This window comes from Streptomyces sp. NPDC026538 (assembly GCF_055567535.1).
Genome location: NZ_JBVHQG010000004.1, coordinates 265,793 through 285,007 on the forward strand (window position 1 = coordinate 265,793; position 19,215 = coordinate 285,007).

Annotated in this window: 18 protein-coding genes and 1 pseudogene; 13 read left to right on the forward strand and 6 right to left on the reverse strand. The window is 67.8% G+C overall.

Annotation, left to right across the window (positions count from 1 at the left end):
- Nucleotides 1-11 precede the first annotated feature (11 nt).
- Genes ACZ4N4_RS18265 through ACZ4N4_RS18280 form a run of 4 tightly spaced genes read left to right on the forward strand, consistent with a single transcriptional unit; the run spans nucleotide 12 to nucleotide 3,111 of the window.
- The gene (locus ACZ4N4_RS18265; protein WP_467589687.1) at nucleotides 12-1,412 is read left to right on the forward strand and encodes a macrolide family glycosyltransferase; all 1,401 of its coding nucleotides are present in this window, start codon (nucleotides 12-14) and stop codon (nucleotides 1,410-1,412) included.
- 3 nt (nucleotides 1,413-1,415) lie between these two features.
- On the forward strand, nucleotides 1,416-1,904 hold the full coding sequence (locus ACZ4N4_RS18270) for a hypothetical protein (protein WP_467589690.1): 489 nt from the start codon (nucleotides 1,416-1,418) through the stop codon (nucleotides 1,902-1,904).
- Nucleotides 1,901-2,845 carry a hypothetical protein gene (locus ACZ4N4_RS18275; RefSeq protein WP_467589692.1) on the forward strand — a complete coding sequence of 315 codons (945 nt, stop codon included), beginning with the start codon at nucleotides 1,901-1,903 and terminating at the stop codon, nucleotides 2,843-2,845. Before ACZ4N4_RS18270 ends, ACZ4N4_RS18275 begins: the two co-directional genes overlap by 4 nt.
- Nucleotides 2,842-3,111: a hypothetical protein gene (locus ACZ4N4_RS18280; protein ID WP_467589695.1), complete on the forward strand. Its 270-nt coding sequence runs from the start codon at nucleotides 2,842-2,844 to the stop codon at nucleotides 3,109-3,111. Before ACZ4N4_RS18275 ends, ACZ4N4_RS18280 begins: the two co-directional genes overlap by 4 nt.
- Before the next feature lie 43 nt (nucleotides 3,112-3,154).
- Here ACZ4N4_RS18280 and ACZ4N4_RS18285 read toward each other — a convergent pair.
- Both ACZ4N4_RS18285 and aceE read right to left on the reverse strand, forming a co-directional pair.
- Nucleotides 3,155-4,084, reverse strand: a pseudogene (locus tag ACZ4N4_RS18285) (UTP--glucose-1-phosphate uridylyltransferase).
- Between the two features lie 203 nt (nucleotides 4,085-4,287).
- Nucleotides 4,288-6,975, reverse strand: a complete 2,688-nt coding sequence (aceE, locus tag ACZ4N4_RS18290; RefSeq protein ID WP_467589698.1) for a pyruvate dehydrogenase (acetyl-transferring), homodimeric type — start codon at nucleotides 6,973-6,975, stop codon at nucleotides 4,288-4,290.
- Nucleotides 6,976-7,290: 315 nt separating this feature from the next.
- Between aceE and ACZ4N4_RS18295 the strand changes: the two genes are divergently transcribed.
- Nucleotides 7,291-7,764 carry a carboxymuconolactone decarboxylase family protein gene (locus ACZ4N4_RS18295; RefSeq protein WP_467589701.1) on the forward strand — a complete coding sequence of 158 codons (474 nt, stop codon included), beginning with the start codon at nucleotides 7,291-7,293 and terminating at the stop codon, nucleotides 7,762-7,764.
- Nucleotides 7,765-7,962: 198 nt separating this feature from the next.
- Nucleotides 7,963-8,373, forward strand: coding sequence for a cupin domain-containing protein (locus tag ACZ4N4_RS18300; protein WP_467589704.1), 411 nt, complete (start codon nucleotides 7,963-7,965; stop codon nucleotides 8,371-8,373).
- A 418-nt stretch (nucleotides 8,374-8,791) separates the two neighbouring features.
- Here ACZ4N4_RS18300 and ACZ4N4_RS18305 read toward each other — a convergent pair whose 3' ends face one another.
- The gene (locus tag ACZ4N4_RS18305) at nucleotides 8,792-9,520 is read right to left on the reverse strand and encodes an SDR family oxidoreductase (RefSeq protein WP_467589706.1); all 729 of its coding nucleotides are present in this window, start codon (nucleotides 9,518-9,520) and stop codon (nucleotides 8,792-8,794) included.
- Between the two features lie 459 nt (nucleotides 9,521-9,979).
- Here ACZ4N4_RS18305 and ACZ4N4_RS18310 point away from each other — a divergent pair, with 459 nt between their 5' ends.
- The gene (locus ACZ4N4_RS18310; protein ID WP_467589709.1) at nucleotides 9,980-10,477 is read left to right on the forward strand and encodes an Ohr family peroxiredoxin; all 498 of its coding nucleotides are present in this window, start codon (nucleotides 9,980-9,982) and stop codon (nucleotides 10,475-10,477) included.
- A gap of 265 nt (nucleotides 10,478-10,742) precedes the next feature.
- On the opposite strand, the gene ACZ4N4_RS18315 is transcribed toward ACZ4N4_RS18310, so the two are convergent.
- Nucleotides 10,743-11,168 carry a DUF1003 domain-containing protein gene (locus ACZ4N4_RS18315; RefSeq protein WP_467589712.1) on the reverse strand — a complete coding sequence of 142 codons (426 nt, stop codon included), beginning with the start codon at nucleotides 11,166-11,168 and terminating at the stop codon, nucleotides 10,743-10,745.
- 633 nt (nucleotides 11,169-11,801) lie between these two features.
- Here ACZ4N4_RS18315 and ACZ4N4_RS18320 point away from each other — a divergent pair.
- The 5 genes from ACZ4N4_RS18320 (at nucleotide 11,802) to ACZ4N4_RS18340 (ending at nucleotide 16,492) form a co-directional block, all read left to right on the forward strand.
- Nucleotides 11,802-13,502 carry an L-aspartate oxidase gene (locus ACZ4N4_RS18320; RefSeq protein ID WP_467590631.1) on the forward strand — a complete coding sequence of 567 codons (1,701 nt, stop codon included), beginning with the start codon at nucleotides 11,802-11,804 and terminating at the stop codon, nucleotides 13,500-13,502.
- 173 nt (nucleotides 13,503-13,675) lie between these two features.
- On the forward strand, nucleotides 13,676-14,422 hold the full coding sequence (locus ACZ4N4_RS18325) for an SDR family oxidoreductase (RefSeq protein ID WP_467589715.1): 747 nt from the start codon (nucleotides 13,676-13,678) through the stop codon (nucleotides 14,420-14,422).
- 103 nt (nucleotides 14,423-14,525) lie between these two features.
- Complete coding sequence (locus ACZ4N4_RS18330; RefSeq protein ID WP_467589718.1) at nucleotides 14,526-15,122, forward strand: YceI family protein; 597 nt, start codon at nucleotides 14,526-14,528, stop codon at nucleotides 15,120-15,122.
- Nucleotides 15,123-15,164: 42 nt separating this feature from the next.
- Nucleotides 15,165-15,335 (forward strand): hypothetical protein, encoded by a 171-nt coding sequence (locus tag ACZ4N4_RS18335; protein ID WP_467589721.1) that lies wholly within the window; start codon nucleotides 15,165-15,167, stop codon nucleotides 15,333-15,335.
- Nucleotides 15,336-15,616: 281 nt separating this feature from the next.
- Nucleotides 15,617-16,492: an alpha/beta fold hydrolase gene (locus ACZ4N4_RS18340; protein ID WP_467589724.1), complete on the forward strand. Its 876-nt coding sequence runs from the start codon at nucleotides 15,617-15,619 to the stop codon at nucleotides 16,490-16,492.
- 56 nt (nucleotides 16,493-16,548) lie between these two features.
- Here the strand turns inward: ACZ4N4_RS18340 and ACZ4N4_RS18345 are convergent, their stop codons facing one another.
- Both ACZ4N4_RS18345 and ACZ4N4_RS18350 read right to left on the reverse strand, forming a co-directional pair.
- The gene (locus ACZ4N4_RS18345) at nucleotides 16,549-16,692 is read right to left on the reverse strand and encodes a hypothetical protein (RefSeq protein WP_467589727.1); all 144 of its coding nucleotides are present in this window, start codon (nucleotides 16,690-16,692) and stop codon (nucleotides 16,549-16,551) included.
- A 534-nt stretch (nucleotides 16,693-17,226) separates the two neighbouring features.
- Complete coding sequence (locus ACZ4N4_RS18350; RefSeq protein ID WP_467589730.1) at nucleotides 17,227-17,832, reverse strand: TetR/AcrR family transcriptional regulator; 606 nt, start codon at nucleotides 17,830-17,832, stop codon at nucleotides 17,227-17,229.
- Between the two features lie 119 nt (nucleotides 17,833-17,951).
- Between ACZ4N4_RS18350 and ACZ4N4_RS18355 the strand changes: the two genes are divergently transcribed.
- A complete protein-coding gene (locus ACZ4N4_RS18355) occupies nucleotides 17,952-19,214 on the forward strand; it encodes an ABC transporter permease (RefSeq protein WP_467589733.1) in 1,263 nt (420 codons plus the stop codon).
- Nucleotide 19,215: the final 1 nt, after the last annotated feature.

Consider the following 19,215-nt stretch of genomic DNA (forward strand, 5'->3'; position numbering starts at 1 on the left):
TTCCCCGTCCCGTGGCCGTGGTGGTGGGCGCCGGTGGCGTACTCGGAGCGGCGCATGTCGGTATCGGGTACGCGCTGGAACAGCGCGGATTCGTCCCTGACATGATCATCGGAACGTCGGTGGGCGCTCTCAACGGAGCCATCGCGGCCGCCCACCCCGACAGGGCCGCGCCGTGGCTGGACCACGTGTGGACCCAGTTGCGTCGCCGTGAGGTCTACCCGCTCGGCCACCGCCTGTTCGCACGGGCCAGCATCTTCACCGATCGCGGCCTGCGTCGTCTGATCGCCCGGGCCGGACTGCCGTCGCGGATCGAACAGCTGTCGGTCCCGTTCACCGCGGTGGCCATGGACCTGGTCACCGGCAGTTCGGTGCTGCTCGACCACGGAGACCTCGAGTCCGCGCTGCTGGCCAGCGCAGCCATTCCCGGGATGCTGCCCCCGGTGGATCGCGGGGGGCGGGTGCTCGTCGACGGTGGGGTGATCGCTTATGTCCCAGTGCTGGCGGCCCTGCAGGCCGGGGCGGCGAGCGTGGTAGTGCTGGCGACCGGGCCGGAGAGCTCACCGTTGCGCCCCACCACCCCACGCCGACGTGCCGGTGCCATCGCCGCCAGGGCCGGGACACTGGCTCGGCCCCGCGGCCTCCAAGCCTACCTTCGGTCCCGCTGGAGTCTGCGTCGCCGCTTCGACACGCGTGGATTGCCGCTCGTCGACCTGATAAACATCCGCCAGCCGCTCAATCTGGTCTATACCTCGTGGGCGTTCCAGCCGGCAGCCGAGGAATTCGACCGGTCCTACCGGTTCGTGGGACCAAGCGTGGGGGCCCGCCCCGTCGACCCGTCGTTTCCGGCCGAACAACTGCGGGAACCTGTCCTGTACGCCTCGCTGGGCACGGTGTTCAACGCCGCCCCGCAGCTGCTGCGCACCTTCGCGACCGCGCTGGCCCCGCTGGGGGAGACGGTGATCATCGCCACCGGGCAGACCGATCCCGCCGCGCTGGAGCCGTTGCCGGCCAATGTGCTCGCCCGTCGCTTCGTGCCGCAACCGGAGGTACTGGCCCGCGCGGCACTTTTCGTCACCCATGGCGGGATGAACAGCGTCAACGAGGCCCTGTACGCCGGGGTTCCCCTGCTGGTGGTCCCGCAGGGCGCTGACCAGCCGATGGTGGCCCAGCGAGTCGCCGCGCTCGGCGCCGGCCTGTCGCTCCGTGCCCAGGACGTCACCGAGGCCTCCGTACGTGCCCTCGCGCGGCGCCTTTTGGACGACCCCGCGTTCCAGGCAGCGGCAACGACTCTGAAGGCCGCCCAGCTCGAGGCGGGGGGATACCTGCGGGCCGCCGACGAACTCGAGCGACATCTGCATGCCGCCGGCTCGGTCGGTCGGTCGGCTCCCGCCGATCCGGCACAGCGAGGCTGAGCGATGTCACCTGTCGTCGTCCTGCTCTTGTTGTTCGCCGGGGTGTCGGAGGCCGCCGGGCGCATCCTGCCCATGACGGCGCGCCGGCCCGGCATGTCACGGACTGCTGTGGCCTGGTTGCTGCTGGCCGGTGGCTTGGCGGAGGGTGCGGTGTTCGCACTGTGGCCACTGACCGCACAGACCTTGGCCGAGCTGGTGCAGTCCCCTCCCCCGCCAGGCGACGGGTTGGTGTGGACAGCCGCCCTGGTCGCCCCGCTGGTGCTCGCGGCCGTCCTCGCGTTCCCGTTGCTCGGACCCCTGTTCCACCTGCTGCTCTTTGTCGGGGTCGGAGCCGGTCTGGCCGGTCCACTCGCCGCGGCGACCGGGCTGGGCTGGTGGTCCGCCGCCACTTGTGTGGCCGTCGCCGGGGTAGGCCTGGGGGTTGCTGTGGAGGCTGTTCGGCGCCTGGTCGTGAGGATCAGTGCGCCCCGGGCTCCGGAGGCGCTCGCATGAACCTCTTCCTGCTCTGGGTCTGCGCGCTCGGGCTGGTTCTGCTCGTTGAAGCTCTGCTGGCCCGCCATGAGGTACTGGCCTACAGCGCCGGCTGGCGGAGCCCCGCCGTCGAGCTCCCGAAGGATGTGCCCTACGCCCGGGGCGCGGACCCTGACAGTCCCCCGGATGCCTACCTGGTCTATCTGGACGGTATCGGGAAGCGCCGCTTCCGCGACACTCGCGACGGCGGCCAGCTGGTCGAGGCCCTGATCGCCGGAGCGCCGGAACTGCGGGTACTGGGTCAGGTGCAGCCCTACTCACCACTGGCAGAACCGCTTGCCGACCGGCCGGTGTGGTCGTGGGTGGGTCGCCGCGTCGGTCTGCTGCTGTTCCTGCACAATGTCATGCAGACTTTCGTCGCCGCCGACCACCGGTACCGTCCTCTGTACGACCGGGCAGTCGGCTCCCAGATCACCGCTCAACTCCGGCTTGCCGGCTACCAGCCCGACAGCGGTATCCCCGTGGTGCTGCTCAGCTACAGCGGCGGCGCCCAGGTAGCCGCCGGGGCGGTCGGCGCATTGCACGCCCAGCTGCGCTCCCCGCTCCTGCTGATCATGCTCGGCGGATTCCACAACGGTGCCAACGACCTCACCCACGCCGAGCGCGTGCATCAGCTCACCAGCGCGAACGACCGGATCGAGCGGGTCGGAACCTGGATATTTCCTCAACGCTGGCGGCTGTTCCGCCATAGCCAATGGAATCGGGCCCTTCGCGCCGGGAAGATCACCGTTCATCGGCTCGACCCGGCCACCCACGTCGGGCCGCGCAGCTACATCAGCCCCGAGGCGCATCTGCCGGATGGCCGCAGCTACCTGGACCGCACCACCGACACCGTGATCGCCATCATCCGTGCCCGCTGCGGCGCGACCGCGGCGACAGATGCCGGCGGCCGGTCGCCATGACGACCGCCTGCGGGAAGCGGTTCGGCAACGAGATCGAGGCGACCTTCGCGTCGTGCTTGGGCCGGATCACCACCGAGGAGACCGAGCGGACACCGACGTTCACGTCTCCGGTGTCCGCACAACTGGTCGGCCTCGCCATATTGCGCCAGGTCCTCGCGGTGGAGTCGCCGGCCTCAGTCGACTTCGAGGAGCTGACGGAGCGGTTCGTCGTCGCCGTCGAGGTTCACTTCGGCCGGCTGCCCAGGCCTGGCTGCTCCCTGTCCTGAGCCGATCCCTGCGCGTGCCCGACCCAAGAGGGAAAACACCAGCTCAGATATTGGTTTCCGCCTGTGGGGCGACAGCACGGTCGGCATCCGGTGCGGTGACCAGGCCGCGCAGGACAGGGCCGTACTCGGGGTGGGCGAGGGCGGACGCCATCTGCGCGACGAGGTAGTCGGCCGGATTGCCGGTGTCGTACCAACGGCCCTTGATGACCTGCCCGTACACGGCCCGGGTGGAGGCGTAGGCGTTGATGGCGTCGGTCAGGTAGACCTCGCCGGTGCGGTGCTCGTACCAGCGGCGGGTCTGCTCGCGCAGTTCGTCGACGATGCCGGTGGTGACGACGTAGCCGCCGATGGCCGCGTACGAGGACGGGGCGGTAGCGGGCTCGGGCTTTTCGACCAGGCCGGTGATGCGCAGCTGACCGTCTCCGAGGTCTTCCTTGACGACGGGCACGCCGTAGCGCTGGGAGTCGGCGGGGTCCATCGGCATGAGGGCCAGCACCGGGCAGCCGGTCTACTCATACGCGCGGATCAGCTGCTGGGCACGGGGTACCTCGGCCACGAAGACGTCGTCGGGCCACAGCACCAGCACCGGTTCGTCGCCGAAGGCATGGGCAGCGTTGAGCACCGGAGTGCCGTTGCCGTACGGGCCGTACTGGTGGAGGTAGGTGATGTGGCCCTGGCGGGCCAGCTCCGCGACTTCCTCCACCGCGTCGGCGTGGGACGTCCTACCGTCTTTGCGGAGCTGTTCGACGAGGGTGGGGTTGGGGCGGAAATGGTCCTGGATGAGGCTCTTCCCGCCGGAGACGACGATGGTGACATCGGTGATGCCGGAGTCCACCAGCTCGCGCACGGTGTGCTCGATGACCGGCTTGTCGCCGACCGGGAGCATCTCCTTGGGTATCGCCTTCGTCAGAGGCAGCAGACGGGAGCCGAGTCCAGCAGCAGGGATCACGGCCCTGCGAATCGTCGGGGACATCATGTCTCCCTCGGTCGAGCAGGCACACCGGATCGACCAGTACGGCACACGCCGACGTTGCCGACGCCCGCCGTCGCCCCCGTCGTTCGCCAACGACTTCGGTTACTCCTCATGCAATCGCAGGGCGCCCCGGCGCCCTTGGTCTCTCCACGCCCCGCAGTCCGCAGGTTCACTTCCACGGCGCCACCCCCTCGACGAGGTGCTCACTGCGGCCAGCCGTAGCGATCGCGGGCTCGGACAACCGTCTCCTGGGCGATTGCGCCGGCCCGCGCCAACTGGTCCAAGGCGGCAACGACGATCGACTCGGCGTCGACGTGGAAATAGCGACGTACGGCGTCACGGGTGTCCGACAGCCCGAAGCCGTCCGTTCCCAGCGACGTGTAGTCCTGCTCGACCCACTGGCTGATCTGATCGGGCACCTGCCGCATCCAGTCGCTGACCGCCAGAACGGGGCCTGTAGTGCCCGTCAGCGCAGCGGTCACATACGGGACGCGCTCCTCACCCCGAAGCCGTGCTGCGTCGGCGTTCAAGGCATCGCGGCGCAGCTCCGTCCAGGAGGTCACCGACCACACGTCAGCCTGGACTCCCCACTGGGACGTGAGCAGTTCCTGGGCCTCCAGCACCCAGTGGACGGCCGTGCCGGAAGCCAGCAACTGGATCCGCGGGCCCGCGCCCAGTGGCTCGGCCTGCCGGAACCGGTACATGCCCCGCAGGATCCCCTCCTCGACCTCCGGCCCGGTTGGCATGGCCGGCTGCTGCTTGGGCTCGTTGTATACCGTCAGGTAGTAGAAGACGTCTTCGGGCCGGTCGCCGTACATCCGTCGCAGCCCTTCCCTGACGATCACCGCGATCTCGTACGCGAAGGCAGGGTCGTAGCTCACGGCAGCCGGATTCGCGGATGCCAGCAGGTGGGAATGTCCGTCGGCGTGCTGCAGCCCCTCACCGGTCATCGTCGTACGGCCGGCCGTCGCCCCGATGACGAACCCGCGCCCCATCTGGTCTGCCAGGGCCCAGAACTGGTCGCCGGTTCGCTGGAAACCGAACATGGCGTAGAACATGTAGAACGGGATCATGGGCTCGCCATGTGTGGCGTACGCGGTTGCCGCAGCGGTGAACTCGGCCATGGAGCCGGCCTCGGTGATGCCCTCGTCGATGAGCTGGCCGTTCTTGGCTTCGCGGTAGTAGAGCAGGTGATCCGCGTCGACCGGTTCGTACGTCTGGCCGTGCGGCGAGTAGATGCCGGCTGTCGGAAACAGGGACTCCATGCCGAACGTACGGGCCTCGTCGGGGATGATCGGCACCCAGCGCCGCCCCGTCTCCTCGACGCGCATCAGGTCCTTGACCAGTCGGACAAGAGCCATGGTGGTGGCCACCTCTTGTTTGCCGAAGCCCTTCGTCAGGGACTCGAAGGGCGCGGCCGGGGGCTGCTGCATCGGCTTGGCGACCACCTTGCGAACCGGGGCGGGACCTCCCAGAGCCGTACGCCGATCGCGCAGGTACTGCACCTCTTCCGAATTCTCACCGGGGTGCCAGTACGGCACCAGGTCGCCGCTCAACGCACTGTCGGGAATGGGAAGTTCAAGCACGTCCCGCATGTCACGGAACTGCGCCATGGTCAGCTTCTTCATCTGATGATTGGCGTTGCGGGACTCGAAACCCGCGCCCAGTGTGTGCCCCTTCACCGTCTGGGCGAGGATGACGGTCGGTGCGCCACGGTGCTGGACTGCGGCGCGATAGGCGGCATGGACCTTGAGCGGTTCGTGCCCGCCGCGCGAGTTCTCGAACAGATCGGTGAGCTGAGCGTCGCTGAGCCGACCGGCGATGCCGGACAGCGCATCGCCGGTGAAGAAGTGCTCGCGTATGTAGGCGGCGTCCCGCGCGGCGTACGTCTGCATCTGGGCGTCGGGCACCTCGCCCAGGCGGTGGACAAGAGCCCCCGTGGTGTCCTGTCGCAGCACGGCGTCCCAAGCCTCGCCCCAGAGGGACTTCACGACGTTCCAGCCCGCACCGCGGAACCGGCCCTCAAGTTCCTGAACGATCTTGGAATTCGACCGTACGGGGCCGTCCAGGCGCTGCAGGTTGCAGTTGATGACGAAGGTGAGGTTGTCGAGCCGCTCGCGGGCGGCGAGCGCCAACGCGGCCATCGCCTCGGGCTCGTCCATTTCCCCGTCCCCGAGGAATGCCCATACGCGGGACCCGGATGTGTCCTTGATGCCGCGCGCGTGCAGGTAGCGGTTGAACCGAGCCTGGTAGATGGCGGCGAGCGGACCAAGTCCCATGGAAACGGTCGGAAACTCCCACAGCCACGGGAGGCGGCGGGGGTGGGGGTACGACGGCAGTCCGTGGCCGCCGGCCTCACGTCGGAAACTGTCCAACTGCTTCTCGTCGAGGCGCCCTTCCAGGAACACGCGGGCGTAGATGCCGGGCGATGCATGCCCCTGCATGTACAGCTGATCGCCCGAGCCGTCCCCGTTCTTGCCTTTGAAGAAATGGTTGAACCCGACCTCGTAGAGCCATGCCGCCGAAGCATAGGTGGCTATGTGGCCGCCGAGCCCCAGACGGGAGCCGCGTGTCACCATCGCTGCAGCGTTCCAGCGGTTCACGGCGGTGATCCTGGACTCCACGGCGACATCACCGGGAAAGACGGGCTGCGCGGACGCCGGGATCGTGTTGATGTAGTCCGAGGACAGGAGCCCGGGCAGGGTGATCCCGGACCTGGCCGCGTGCTCGTGTACTCGTCGCAACAAGTACACCGCCCTGTCCGGCCCCGCGTTCCGCACGACAGCGTCGAGTGACGCCTGCCATTCGGCGGTCTCCTCGGTGTCCCAGTCGGGTAGTTGGTCGAGCTCGCTCGTCGCAGAGAACCCAGTGGGCCGGGACGGATCACTCATGGCGGCCTTTCTGTCACAGCGGAGTCAGGGGAGACACCGACTGCCGACACGGAGGTACTCCGATGTCGACCGGTCAGAGATGTGCGTGGGTTGGGTGAAGTCAGCCGTTCCCAACATCTTGGACCGCCCTCGTGCCACCTTTGTGACAGTCCTCGACACTGTGAGATTGCTGAAGTCCTTCCAGGCGCGCCCCGCAGCCGCAGCTGTACGAGAACGACATGGTCACTGAGGCCTGCATCACACTGCGCTTCGGTGTCACACCTTGCCGGGCTGTCCGGTCAGTTGTGCGTACCGGCAATTTCGCCTGGAGGACCAATGGACGCACGTCTCAACTACTACGGCAATCCCTTCGCGGGCAAGGTGCTCAAGCAGCTCTTCACGGCCAGCAAGGCCCTGTCCGACTCGACGCTGCCTGCCACCGTTCAGTATCTGGTGGAGGTCCGCGCCAGCCAGATCAACGGCTGCGGATTCTGCACCGACATGCACACCAAGGAGGCCACCCACGCCGGGGAGTCCTCGGTGCGGCTCAACCTGATCGCCGCCTGGCGGGAGGCGACGGTCTTCACCGAGGCCGAGCGCGCCGCGCTGGAACTGGCCGAGCAGGGCACCCGCGTCGCGGACGCGGCCGGTGGAGTCACCGACGAGGCATGGGCGAACGCCGCCGAGCACTTCGACGAGGACCAGCTCACCGCGCTGACGACCCTCATTGCCATCATCAACGCCTACAACCGCATCAACATCATCACCCAGCAGCCGGCCGGCAGCTACAAGGTCGGCATGTTCGGCTGAGCCGGGTCGGGCTCAACCGGACGCGGACGGTGCTTGTCCGCGTCACCGCTGCCTTGGCGCGGGAAAAGGCTTCAGAGGCCCGCGGCGTGTCACAAATGCGGTCCGCGCTCTGAGTTCGCTGTAAAGCAAGTTGTTGTGTGCCCGGAACCGCCGACGCGAGATCGTCCGTTCCGGGCCGGTCTACGGAGGTGTAGCACAATGCACGAAATGCACTCAGAGGACGGCTTCGGACCCAAGATGCTGGCGGACGTCAAGCCGCCTTTCATTCCCGAGGGTGCTTCGGGAATGACTGTCCTCGTCGAGTGGGCTCCCGGTCACCCTGGGACTCCTCCGCACCGTCACTCGGGGCCGTGTTTCGGCTACGTTCTCGAAGGAGCGGTCCGGTGGGAGCTCGAGGGCGAGCCGGAGCACCTGCTCAAGGCCGGTGAGACGTTCTGGGAGCCGGGCGGTGACGTGATCCACTACCAGAACGGCAACGCCTCGTCGGACGCGCCGGCCAAGTACATCGTGTTCATGATGTGCGCGCCGAACCAGCCGATGCTCACCCTGGTCGACGACGAGGAACTGAAGGAGCGGGCCCACCTGCGGGCCCCGCGGCCCACGGACTGAGCTCCCGCCTGCGCACAGGCCGGTTCCGCGCGGAGTGTGTACTGCTGCACGCTGGCAGCACTGTTCGCGGCCCTGGCCGTCCGCGCACTGCGGCATGCCGGCGTGCCTTGGGTGGCGCAGCCGAGTCGGCCACTCCAGGAACCGCCGTTCCACTGCAGCACCGCCATGGCTCCTGCCATGGCGGTGCTGCAGGCTCGGGGCACGGCCAAGTCGTCGGGCCCGCCGTCGTGACAGCATGACCGGCTTCAACCGTGCGCCCCGGCAGGCGTCCGCCAAGGGCGGGATCAGCAGGCACGCCACCGATCTCGACTACGGATGCGGATGGGGCACATGGCCTGTACCCCCAAAAGCCCTGCTCTGCGCGGCGCCGGCTCGCGTCCCCCGGCGACGGTCGTTCGCCTGTGAGCGCTCGAGTTCCTCAGGCGAGCCAGTCGGTGTAGCGGGTGGGGGCGAGGTGGGCGTCCTTGTCGATGAGGACGTCGCCCTTGACCACGGCGAACATGCCGGCGGTGGGATCGGTGACGACGGTACGGTTGTCGCCCTTGTGGGACAAGGTGAGCCGCCCCAGCTCGTCCAGGGTGAAGACGTCGGGGCCTGCGATGTTGCGGATACCGTTGAGCGGGGCGCCCGCGGCGACCTCCGCCACCGCCGCGGCCACGTCCGCGGCCGCGATGGGCTGGATGGGCGTGGCGGGCAGCCGGACGGTGTCGGCGTCGGAGGTCCAGGAAATGACGTCGTCCATGAACTCCATGAACTGCGTCGCCCGGACGATCGAGTAGGGGACCGGCCCGGTCGCGAGGATGTGCTCCTGGAGCGTCTTGGCCCGGTAGTAGTCCATCTCCGGCACCTGGTCCACGCCGACGATCGAGAGGACGACGAAGTGGCCGACGCCGCCCCTGCGGGCCGCGGCCACAAGGTTGTCCATCGAGGTCTGGAAGAAGGCCGGGGAGGCCTCGTCGAAGGTCGGGGAATTCGTCAGGTTGACGACGACGTCGGCTCCGGCCAGCGCCTCGTCCACCCCCTGGCCGCTGAGCACGTCGACACCGGTGGACTTCGAGTGCGGTACCGCCTCGTGCCCGGCGGCGGTCAGGTTCCTGACGACCTGCGACCCGATGAGCCCGGTACCGCCGATGACTGCGAGCTTCATGACGTGCCCTTTCGTCGCCAGTACGCCTGAAGTGAGTTATAAGCCACTATAGGTGGGCAATACGGGTTTGGCCCGGCCACATGCTGCCCGAGCGCCGAGGGCAGGTTCGTGTACTCAGCCCAGGGCAAGGACGGGCGACGACCATAAGGGGTCTGTTCGTATGGCCAGGGCCGAGGCAATCGCCGAGCGAGCCGCACACCACCGGCTGTCACAACAGTGGGGACGTGTCTGTCAACTGACTGTCCGGATCTGGAAACCCTCCATACGCGAAGGTGCACCAAATATGGCATACGACACTACCAGGCCGTCGGGCTCTGTCCCCGGCCCGGAGTCTGGTATCGCTTGGCGGCTCGGCGCAAAGAGGCCGTGTGACGTGAAAAGGCCGACGGACGCGACCTTGCCCTGGTCGATCTCGGCTCAGCGCCCGGCCGTGTACTGCGCCGCTGACGGAGTCATGCCATGACCGAGCGGACCAGGTTGCCCCATCTGTCCACCGACAAGGACTTCGACGGCGAGACCTTCGCCCCGATCTACACCACGGCCGTGACGGTGAGCGGGGGGATGGTGAGTCACGGGCGGGCCTCGGGAAGGGCCCGCTCGGGCGACGGAGTCCTGGATCTCGACCTGCGCATGCCCGCAGAGCTGGGAGGAGACGGCCAGGGAACGAATCCCGAGCAGTTGTTCGCCGCCGGCATGGCCGCCTGCTTTCACGGGGCGCTGAGTCTGGTCGCACGGCAGGCCGCGCTCGACCCCGCGGCGATCTCCGTGGTGGCGACCGTGGCTTTCGGGCGGGACCCGGAAGACGGCGGCTACTTGTTGCACGTCGACCTCGAGGTCAGGTGGCCGGACATCGACCTTGCCGTCGCCGCCCCACTCGTGGAGAAGGCCGATTCACTGTGCCCTTACACGAAGATGGCCCAGCGGGGAACACCGACAAGCATCAGGCTGGCCTCCTAGCCGACGGCGAAGGCTGCCTGTCCAGCTGCACGTCGTTTCCGTAGCCGTTGTGTGCGTCGTGCCGGCACACGACGGCTACGGAAAGGGGAGACCGACCGGCCCGGCGCCGGCCGACCACCCGAAGCATCGTGCCCGCCACCCCATGCCGTGACAGTGGTACGAGCCTCCACCGGCAGGTGGCCGAGCGAGCCTCTGTCCGTTGAACAACATCCGGCCGGTTGCGCGGCACCGGGCAGACCGAGCCTCAGTCGTCGTGAGGCCACGTTCACAGCACATCCGGGGCCACCGGCGGAACCCCGGACCCCGGTTCCATCGCGATCTTGCTCTGCTGGATGATCTCCTGGACGTGAAGCTCGATCTCCTGCGGATTCAGGCCGAGCGCCTTGCCTATGTGCACCGTCCAGACCTCGGCGCGAAGACCGGTCTCGAAATCCAGGTCGGCCCGGACGTTCTCACGTGCGACTTGCCGATTCTGGCTCACCATGACGAATGTGGACAGGAAAATGGCCTCCAGGCTCACGATCATGGTGAGCAGCCCGAAGGGGTAGGGGCCGAAGACCGCAATAGAGCCGAACAGCCTGAGGTTGAGGGCGACCCACACCGCGAACCAGACGGCATGGACGTACACGAAGCCCATCGTGCCCGCGAAGGCAGTGATCGCGTCTGCGAACCGGTCCTTAGACGTACGCATCCTGGCGAACGCCAGCCGCTCATGGCGCAAACGGAGGTCGGGACGTTGAGCAGCGCCCGACGCGGAGCTCGGCCGGAAGGCCCGGCCTCCGGAGTGAAGGGTCGTTCCCACTTACTGCCTCATTTCCTCACCGGCGACGCCGTCGCCACCAGCCGCCCATGGCCTCGCAGCCTGCCTGCTCCGAACCGCTGGTGGGGGCGAGCAGGCCACCGCGTTCGCCTCGGACCGTGCCGGTTCCCGGCCTCGACCCGGCTGACGGGTGTGCGTGAGTGGCAGTCCACTGGGCGCTCGATGAGGCAAGCACCGTCATCGACCGGCGTCGGTGCAAGGCTGGGCAATGACGTACGGCATCTTCCGCTCCTTTGCCCGACGGAGATGATCAGTGGTCGGCCGGCTCGACAGGACGGTGGTCGACTGGAGATATGACCGTGAAGCCCACGAGGTTGTGACGGCCCGCGCCTGACCCACCCAGAACCTCGCCGGGGGGGCATTGCGGGAGCACGGTCGCGGTGGCCCGCTGACGGGGAAGCCACGAAAGGTGTCACAGATTCCGGAACATCCCGGTCGTACTGAGTGACAATCCCTCGGCGATCGGAGTAGGTCGTGGCTATCAGCGAACAACGTATTTCCACCATGGTGCTGGTGATCGGAACGGGAGGTGCTGGGCTCCGAGCGGCGATCGAACTGGCCGAGGCCGGTGTCGACGTCCTCGCGGTCGGCAAGCGCCCCAAGGAGGACGCGCACACGGCTCTCGCCGCCGGAGGAATCAACGCGGCCCTCGGCACCATGGATCCCGAGGACAGCTGGCAGCAGCACGCAGCGGACACGCTCAAGGAGAGCTATCTGCTCGCCGATCCCCGCACCGTGGAGATCGTCGCCCAGGGCGCCGCTCGGGGCATCGGCGACCTGGAACGCTACGGCATGGCCTTCGCTCGCGAGGAGGACGGCCGGATCTCCCAGCGGTTCTTCGGCGCGCACAAGTTCCGGCGGACGGCGTTTGCCGGCGACTACACCGGTCTGGAGATCCAGCGCACGCTCATCCGGCGCGCGGACCAGCTGAACGTTCCGGTTCTCGACGGCGTCTACATCACACGGCTTCTGGTCCACGACGGCGCCGTCTTCGGTGCCTACGGCTTCGATCTCACCCATGGCACGCGGTATTTGATCCACGCCGACGCCGTCATTCTTGCCGCTGGTGGCCACACCCGGATCTGGCGGCGGACGTCCTCCCGGCGCGACGAGAACACAGGCGACTCGTTCCGCCTGGCCGTGGAGGCCGGCGCCCGTCTGCGCGACCCCGAACTGGTGCAGTTCCATCCCTCCGGGATCATCGAGCCCGAGAACGCGGCCGGCACCCTCGTCAGCGAGGCCGCGCGCGGTGAGGGCGGCATCCTGCGCAACGCGCTCGGCGAGCGGTTCATGAACCGCTACGACCCTGCGCGCATGGAGTTGTCGACCCGTGACCGCGTGGCCCTGGCCTCCTACACGGAGATCAAGGAAGGGCGGGGGACGCCCAAGGGCGGAGTGTGGCTCGACGTCTCCCATCTGCCACGGCAGACGATCATGACGCGTCTCCCCCGTGTCTACCAGACCCTGCTCGACCTGCAGATGCTGGACATCACCCGCGATCCCATCGAGATCGCGCCCACCGCGCACTATTCGATGGGTGGGGTGTGGGTGCGGCACGAGGACCACAGCACCGACGTGCGCGGTCTGTACGCCATCGGTGAGGCGTCGAGCGGCCTGCACGGTGCCAATCGCCTCGGGGGGAACAGTCTCATCGAACTGCTGGTCTTCGGCCGCATCACGGGCCAGGCGGCCGCCGCCTACTCGCAGTCCCTGACCGCCCAGCCGCGGTCGGCGTCGGCCGTCGCACAGGCCCGCGCGGAGATCGACGATCTGCTGGTGGCCGACGGACCGGAGAACGTCCGCGCCCTGCAGCGCGCCATCCGCAACACCATGACAGAGCACGCCGGAGTCGTACGCGACGAACAAGGCCTGCGCACCGGGCTCGCGGAGCTCACGGCGATCGAGAAGAGGATGGAGGACGTCGGCGTGCACCCGGACATCGCCGGCTTCCAGGATCTCGCGCACGCCTTTGATCTCAAGTCCGCGGCACTGTCGGCCCGGGCCACCCTCGAAGCAGCACTTGAGCGTCGTGAGACCCGCGGCTGCCACAACCGCAGCGACTACCCCCACCTGGACCCCGCTCAGCAGGTCAACCTCGTGTGGTCGCCCACGGCCGGCATCACCCGCGAAAGCATTCCTGCCATCCCCGACGAGATCTCCTCTCTCATGGCAGAGGTCTCGACCGATGGAAAGCTCGCCGAATAACGCCGTGTCGCAACCGGTTGAACAGCCTTGCTTTTCTCGATTCTTACGAATCCTTGTCATAAATAGGTCTGCTGTCCGGTCTCTCCTGGTGCGGACCGAAATTCTTTCGGCGCCGACGAGGAACTCGTCACAGCCGCGCGCCGCAGCATGAATACCTACGAAAGGACACTGCTATGAAGGTCGTAGTGATCGGTGGAACCGGGCTCATCGGCTCGAAGCTGATGGGCAAGCTCAACGAGTACGGGCACGAGGCGGTCGCGGCCTCGCCCAACACCGGCGTCAACACTCTGACCGGCGAAGGGCTGTCCGAGGCACTGCGGGGCGCGTCGATCGTGATCGATGTGTCCAACTCCCCCTCGTGGATCGACGAAGAAGTCATGAACTTCTTCCGCACCTCGACCACCAATCTCCTGAAGGCCGAGGCGGACGCCGGCGTGACGCACCACGTGGCGCTGTCCGTGGTCGGCACCGACCGCCTTCAGGAGAGCGGCTACTTCCGTGCCAAGCAGGCGCAGGAAGAGCTGATCAAGGCCTCCGACATCCCGTACTCCATCGTGCACGCGACTCAGTTCTTCGAGTTCGTCAGCGGGATCGCGGACATCTCGACCGAAGGCGACACCGTGCGTCTGGCCCCCGTCAAGTTCCAGCCCATCTACTCCGACGACGTGGCCGCGGCCGTCGGCCGCACCGCGGTCGGCGCCCCGGTCAACGGAGTGGTGGAGGTCGCCGGCCCGGACGTGTTCCAGCTCGACGAACTCATCCGTCAGGTACTCGCCGACAAGGACGACACCCGCACGGTCGTCACTGACCCGAGCGCCCCGTACTCCGGTGCCGAGCTGAAGGAGACCACGCTCGTGCCAGGTCCTGACGCGCATATCGCCGCGACCCGGTTCACCGAATGGCTTGAGCAGCAGCAGTAGGCCCCGCGAGCGGCCCCTGGCGGCAGCCGGGGGCCGCCCCGGACGCACATTCCCCGCAGAATGCGCCCCCGTCAGAGATCCACGCACGAAGGACCGGCTCGCCATGTTCAACCGCATGGAAACCACCATTTATCGCACCGCCCCCTTTGCAGGGCTGACCGGCGTCTACGCCATCGACCCGGTCCACAGCACGATCGGGTTTTCCGTCCGGTACGGCATGGTCACGAACGTGCGCGGAAAATTCACCGCCTTCGAGGGGATAGTCAAGCTCGACGGAAAATGTCCCACTCGGTCCGAAGCCTTCCTCAGTGCCCAGACCTGTAGCGTTGACACGGGTTATCCGGAACGGGACGCGCATGTCACAGGCCCGGGTTTCCTCGATGCCGCGACGTTCCCTCTCATGAGCTTCCGCTCGGGCGGAATCCTCCATGCCGGTCACGACCGCTTCCGCATGGCGGGATACCTCCTGATCAAGGACATCGAACTGCCCGTCCAGGTCGACCTCCGGTACTGCGGAGCGAGCCGGGACGCTCACCGCCAGAACCGTGTCGGTTTCACGGGCACGGCCACTTTGCAGCGTTCCGACTGGCGGCTCGACGGTAACAGGGCCCTCGCCACGGGCGGAGTTCTGATCAGCGACAAGGTGAAGGTGACTCTCGACATCCGTGCCGTGCGGCTGGACCGGGCACAAGGCGCCTAGGCCGCGAGACGCCTGCCGGCGTATCCAGCGGAAGGACACACGATGACGCAAGCCACGGAGAACGGCACCGGCCTGGCGGCCACAGTCGTAGCCCTGACCGCCGAAGCCGCCGAACTTCAAACGCGTATCAACGCGCTTCGCGAAGAACTCGTGGCGCTCAACGAGCAGATCGAAGCCATCGCCGCCGCTCAGCGACAGCCTCCGTCGTGTTGAACAGTCGACGGACCGCGCGACGTCGGGACTCGGCGCCAACCGGCTGTGCCGCCGGCGTGGCTCACACAACCTGAGCACAAGCTGTCCGCGCCCTGAAGCCACGGCGCTCAAAGAGCTCACTGATCCCGGTCGATCCGTGGCCGCGCCCATTTCCGGCAAGCCCGGGACATCCCTCTCCAAGGGCTGCCCTCCCATGACTTGCGACCGCGCACTGTCGCAACCAATTCGATCCGATTTTCCGAAACGGCCGAAATTCGGCCTATGCCTCGAAAGGGCCTTTCATGAACCGTCTTTCTCTATACCGACGCACCCGAACTTCGCTCGCCGTCCTGGCTACGGCCAGCGTCGGAGCCGCTCTCCTCGTCGCCACGGTCGGCCCCGCGCGTGCATCGAGCTCGCCGTCCTCGGCCACCTCGCCCACCCGGTCCGCCGCTGCGAGCAAGCCGACTGTCGTCCTCGTGCACGGCGCCTGGGCCGACGGATCGAGCTGGAACGGCGTCATCACCCGGCTGAGGAGCAGGCGATACCACGTCGTGGCCCCGCCGAACCCGCTGCGCGGTGTGAGCAGCGATGCCGCTTACCTGGCCGACTACCTCAAGACGGTCAAAGGACCGATCGTACTGGTCGGCCACTCGTACGGCGGCATGGTCATCACGAACGCCGCCCTCGGCAACACCAACGTCAAAGCGCTCGTGTACATCGACGCCTTCATCCCGGCGAAGGGCCAGTCCGCAGGGGAGATCGCCGGTTCCCAGCCCGGTTCGGGAGTGATCGTGCCGGATCCGACGTCGGTGTTCAACCTCGTCCCCTTCCCGGGCGCATCGGCCGGGGACGCGGACCTCTACCTGAAGCCACAGGTCGTGCGCTCCTCGTTCGCCCAGGATCTGTCCGCCAAACAGCAGAACCAGATCGTTGCGGCCCAGCGCCCACTCGCGGCTTCCGCGGTCACCCAGCCGTCGGGTGACCCGGCGTGGAAGACAATCCCGTCGTGGGCTCTGATCGGGCGCCAGGACAAGATAATTCCGGCCGCCGCGCAGGAGGCGACGGCGAAGGTCGCACACGCCAAGGTGCAGGAGATCGACTCCTCGCACCTCTCTCCGGTCTCCCATCCCGGCGCCGTGGCCAACGTCATCACCGCCGCGGCCCGCACCAGCTGATCCGCACGACCGCGCGGTCTTGGCGGCGACGGTGACCACCAGGATCGGACAAGCCGTCAGAACACACCGCTGCGCTGTCGGCTCGGCGCCCAGCCGCGCCCCTTGGACCGGACCGCGCGATGTTCCCCGCCCTCGCCCGGCACTTGCCGGGCGAGGGCGAACCGGTCGGCGGCGAACGGGGCGAGCTGCTGCGAGGCCACTGCACCGGCACGGCCGATGGGTGGGCTTCGCCCTCCCCCACGCCGACGTGACGGTGACGACGACTTCCCATTACCCGGCGACAGCCCCACGGGCACCCCTCATGACGGCAGTTGCGCGTCAGCCACGACGGGCTGAACGCCATCCGCGAGGGGAACATCACCGAGCGCTCCAGCTGGGTCGTGGATCAACTCGGCGGCGGCAAGCCGGACATGTGGATCGGGGTCGTCTACGCCCTGTGGCGGATTGCGGACCACGCCGACCGTGACCGCGAGGCGGTCGTCTCCATCATGGCGGCGTACCTGCGGACGGCGTGCTTGGGAGTGCCTGCGGCCACCGCCGGGCGGGCCGCCCATGTGCGTGGTGGCCACAGCGATGCCGCACCGCGCCGTGTGCTGCGGTCCGGCGACGGCCGCATCGGCTCCGATGCCGCAGAGGCTGACGGCCGCCGGCGCCGTCCGCATGACCCCGCCGCGCCCTGGCCCACGGATATCCCACCTGTGACCAGCGTGCAGCCCTGTCTGCGGCGAGAGCGCTCAGCGCTCACCGGCCGGGCCCGGCCACAACGCCCGCACCGCGTCAGGCACCTCGGCCACAGCAGCCTGATCGAGCAGCGCCACTTGGAGGATGTAGCCGGGGAGGATGGAGAGCATCGTTGATGCGATCCCCTCGGCCGTCGCGTTCGCGGGCAGACCACCGCTTTCCTGGTGCTCACGGACCAAGGTCACCAGATTTGCGCGTATGCGGCCCATGAGATGGTCGAGCTTGCGCGCCAGCGAGCGGTTGCGCATGGCCTCTCCCCAGACCAGAACCGCGAGGCCGGCCACGTCCTCCTCGACGGACTTGGCCCGAATCACGTCGAGCAGTTCCGCGAGGACCGCCCCAATGGACTGGTCCTGCTGGTTCGTGGCGATGGCGAGCGTGTTGTCGAGGACATCACGCATGTTCTCCTCGGCGATCGCGAGGATCATCTCGTCCTTGCTGGTGAAGTGCCGATACACCGCACCCGCGGACAGTCCCGCCTCCGCGAACAGGTCCTGCATGGACGTGGAGTGGAACCCGTCACGGAGAAAACAACGGCGCGCCGCGTCCAGGATCTGCGCGCGACGGGCGTCCATGTGCTGCTGGGTGACCTTGGGCATGAGGCCAGCCTAGCAAAGAAAACGAACATTCGTGTTGACGTCTACCGACAGAAAGGCCAAACTGAGGACTCAAGAAAAACGATCATTCTTTTTTGTGAGGCCAGGCTGTGAGGAACCCCTTGTCACGACACCAGGCATGGCGAGAAGTAGCCATCGCCGCCGTGGTGCTGCCCATAGTGATCACTCTGGCGGTGATGGCGTTCGCCTGGCCGGCGGGGCGGATCTCGCCGCGCGACGTGCCGGTCGGGATCGTGGGCACGGGTCCGGCCGGCCAGCGCGCGGTGGAGGGACTGACCCATGAGATGCCCGGCGCGTTCGACTTCCACCTCTATCCCGACCAGCAGGCCGCGCGGTCGGCGATCAGGAACCGGGACGTCTACGGCGCCTTCGCCATCTCCGGCCACGGCGTCACGGTGCTGAAGGCCACCGCCGCCAGCCCCTCCGTGGCCCAGCTTCTGACCGATGTCGGACAGCAGTTGGCCGACAAGGCCACCCAGCAGCTGGCCGTCCGGCAGAAGGCTGCCGAGCGAAAGGCTGCCGAGCAGGAGGCCGGCGGTGCGCATTCCCCGGCGAAGGCCCACAAGCAGGCGGCCCAGCAGGGCGCTGCCCGGCGGAAGGCCGCCCCGCAGGGAGCCGCCAGTGCTGATTCGTCGGTGAAGGTCCTCGCGAAGGCGATCGACGTGGTGCCCGTCGCCACAGGAGACCCCCGGGGTGTGGTGTTCAGCTCATCGGTTTTCCCGCTCACGATCTGCGGCATCCTGATCGGGGCGTTTGTCACGATGGCTCGCGGCCTGGCCCGTCCGCGGCACCGAGTGCTGACACTTCTCGTCGCATGCGCCGTGGCGGCCTTCGGCGTCTATCTGGTGGCCCAGGGGTTCCTCGGGGCGCTGCCCTACAATCACGTGGCCACGTGGGCGATCCTGTCGCTCGACCTGCTCTCCATCAGCGCCACCGCTGCCGGCGTGATCCGGCTTCTCGGGCCGGCGGGCCTCGGGCTCAGCGCCGCGCTCATGGTCTTCGTCGGAAACGCCTTCTCCGGCGCCACCTCCGCTCCGGAGATGCTTCCCAAGGGCGTGGACTCCGTAGGCCAGTGGCTGCCCCCGGGCGCCGGAGCCAGTCTGCTTCGCAACACCACGTACTTCGACGGCAACGCCGACGCCGGCCATCTTGCCGTCCTCGCCCTGTGGAGCGTCTGCGGGCTCACAGCAGTCATGTGCGGCCACTGGGTCATCAGGGAACCCCGCGGCCCGAAGACCGCTGCGCCGGCTTCCGGGGAGTTGCTCCCGGCCTTGCCCGGGTCCGGCACCGCTGTGCCGGCTCGGCGTCACGCGCACGCCCACGCCCGTCGCCATGACGGCGACGACCTGATGCCGAGCGCGTGAT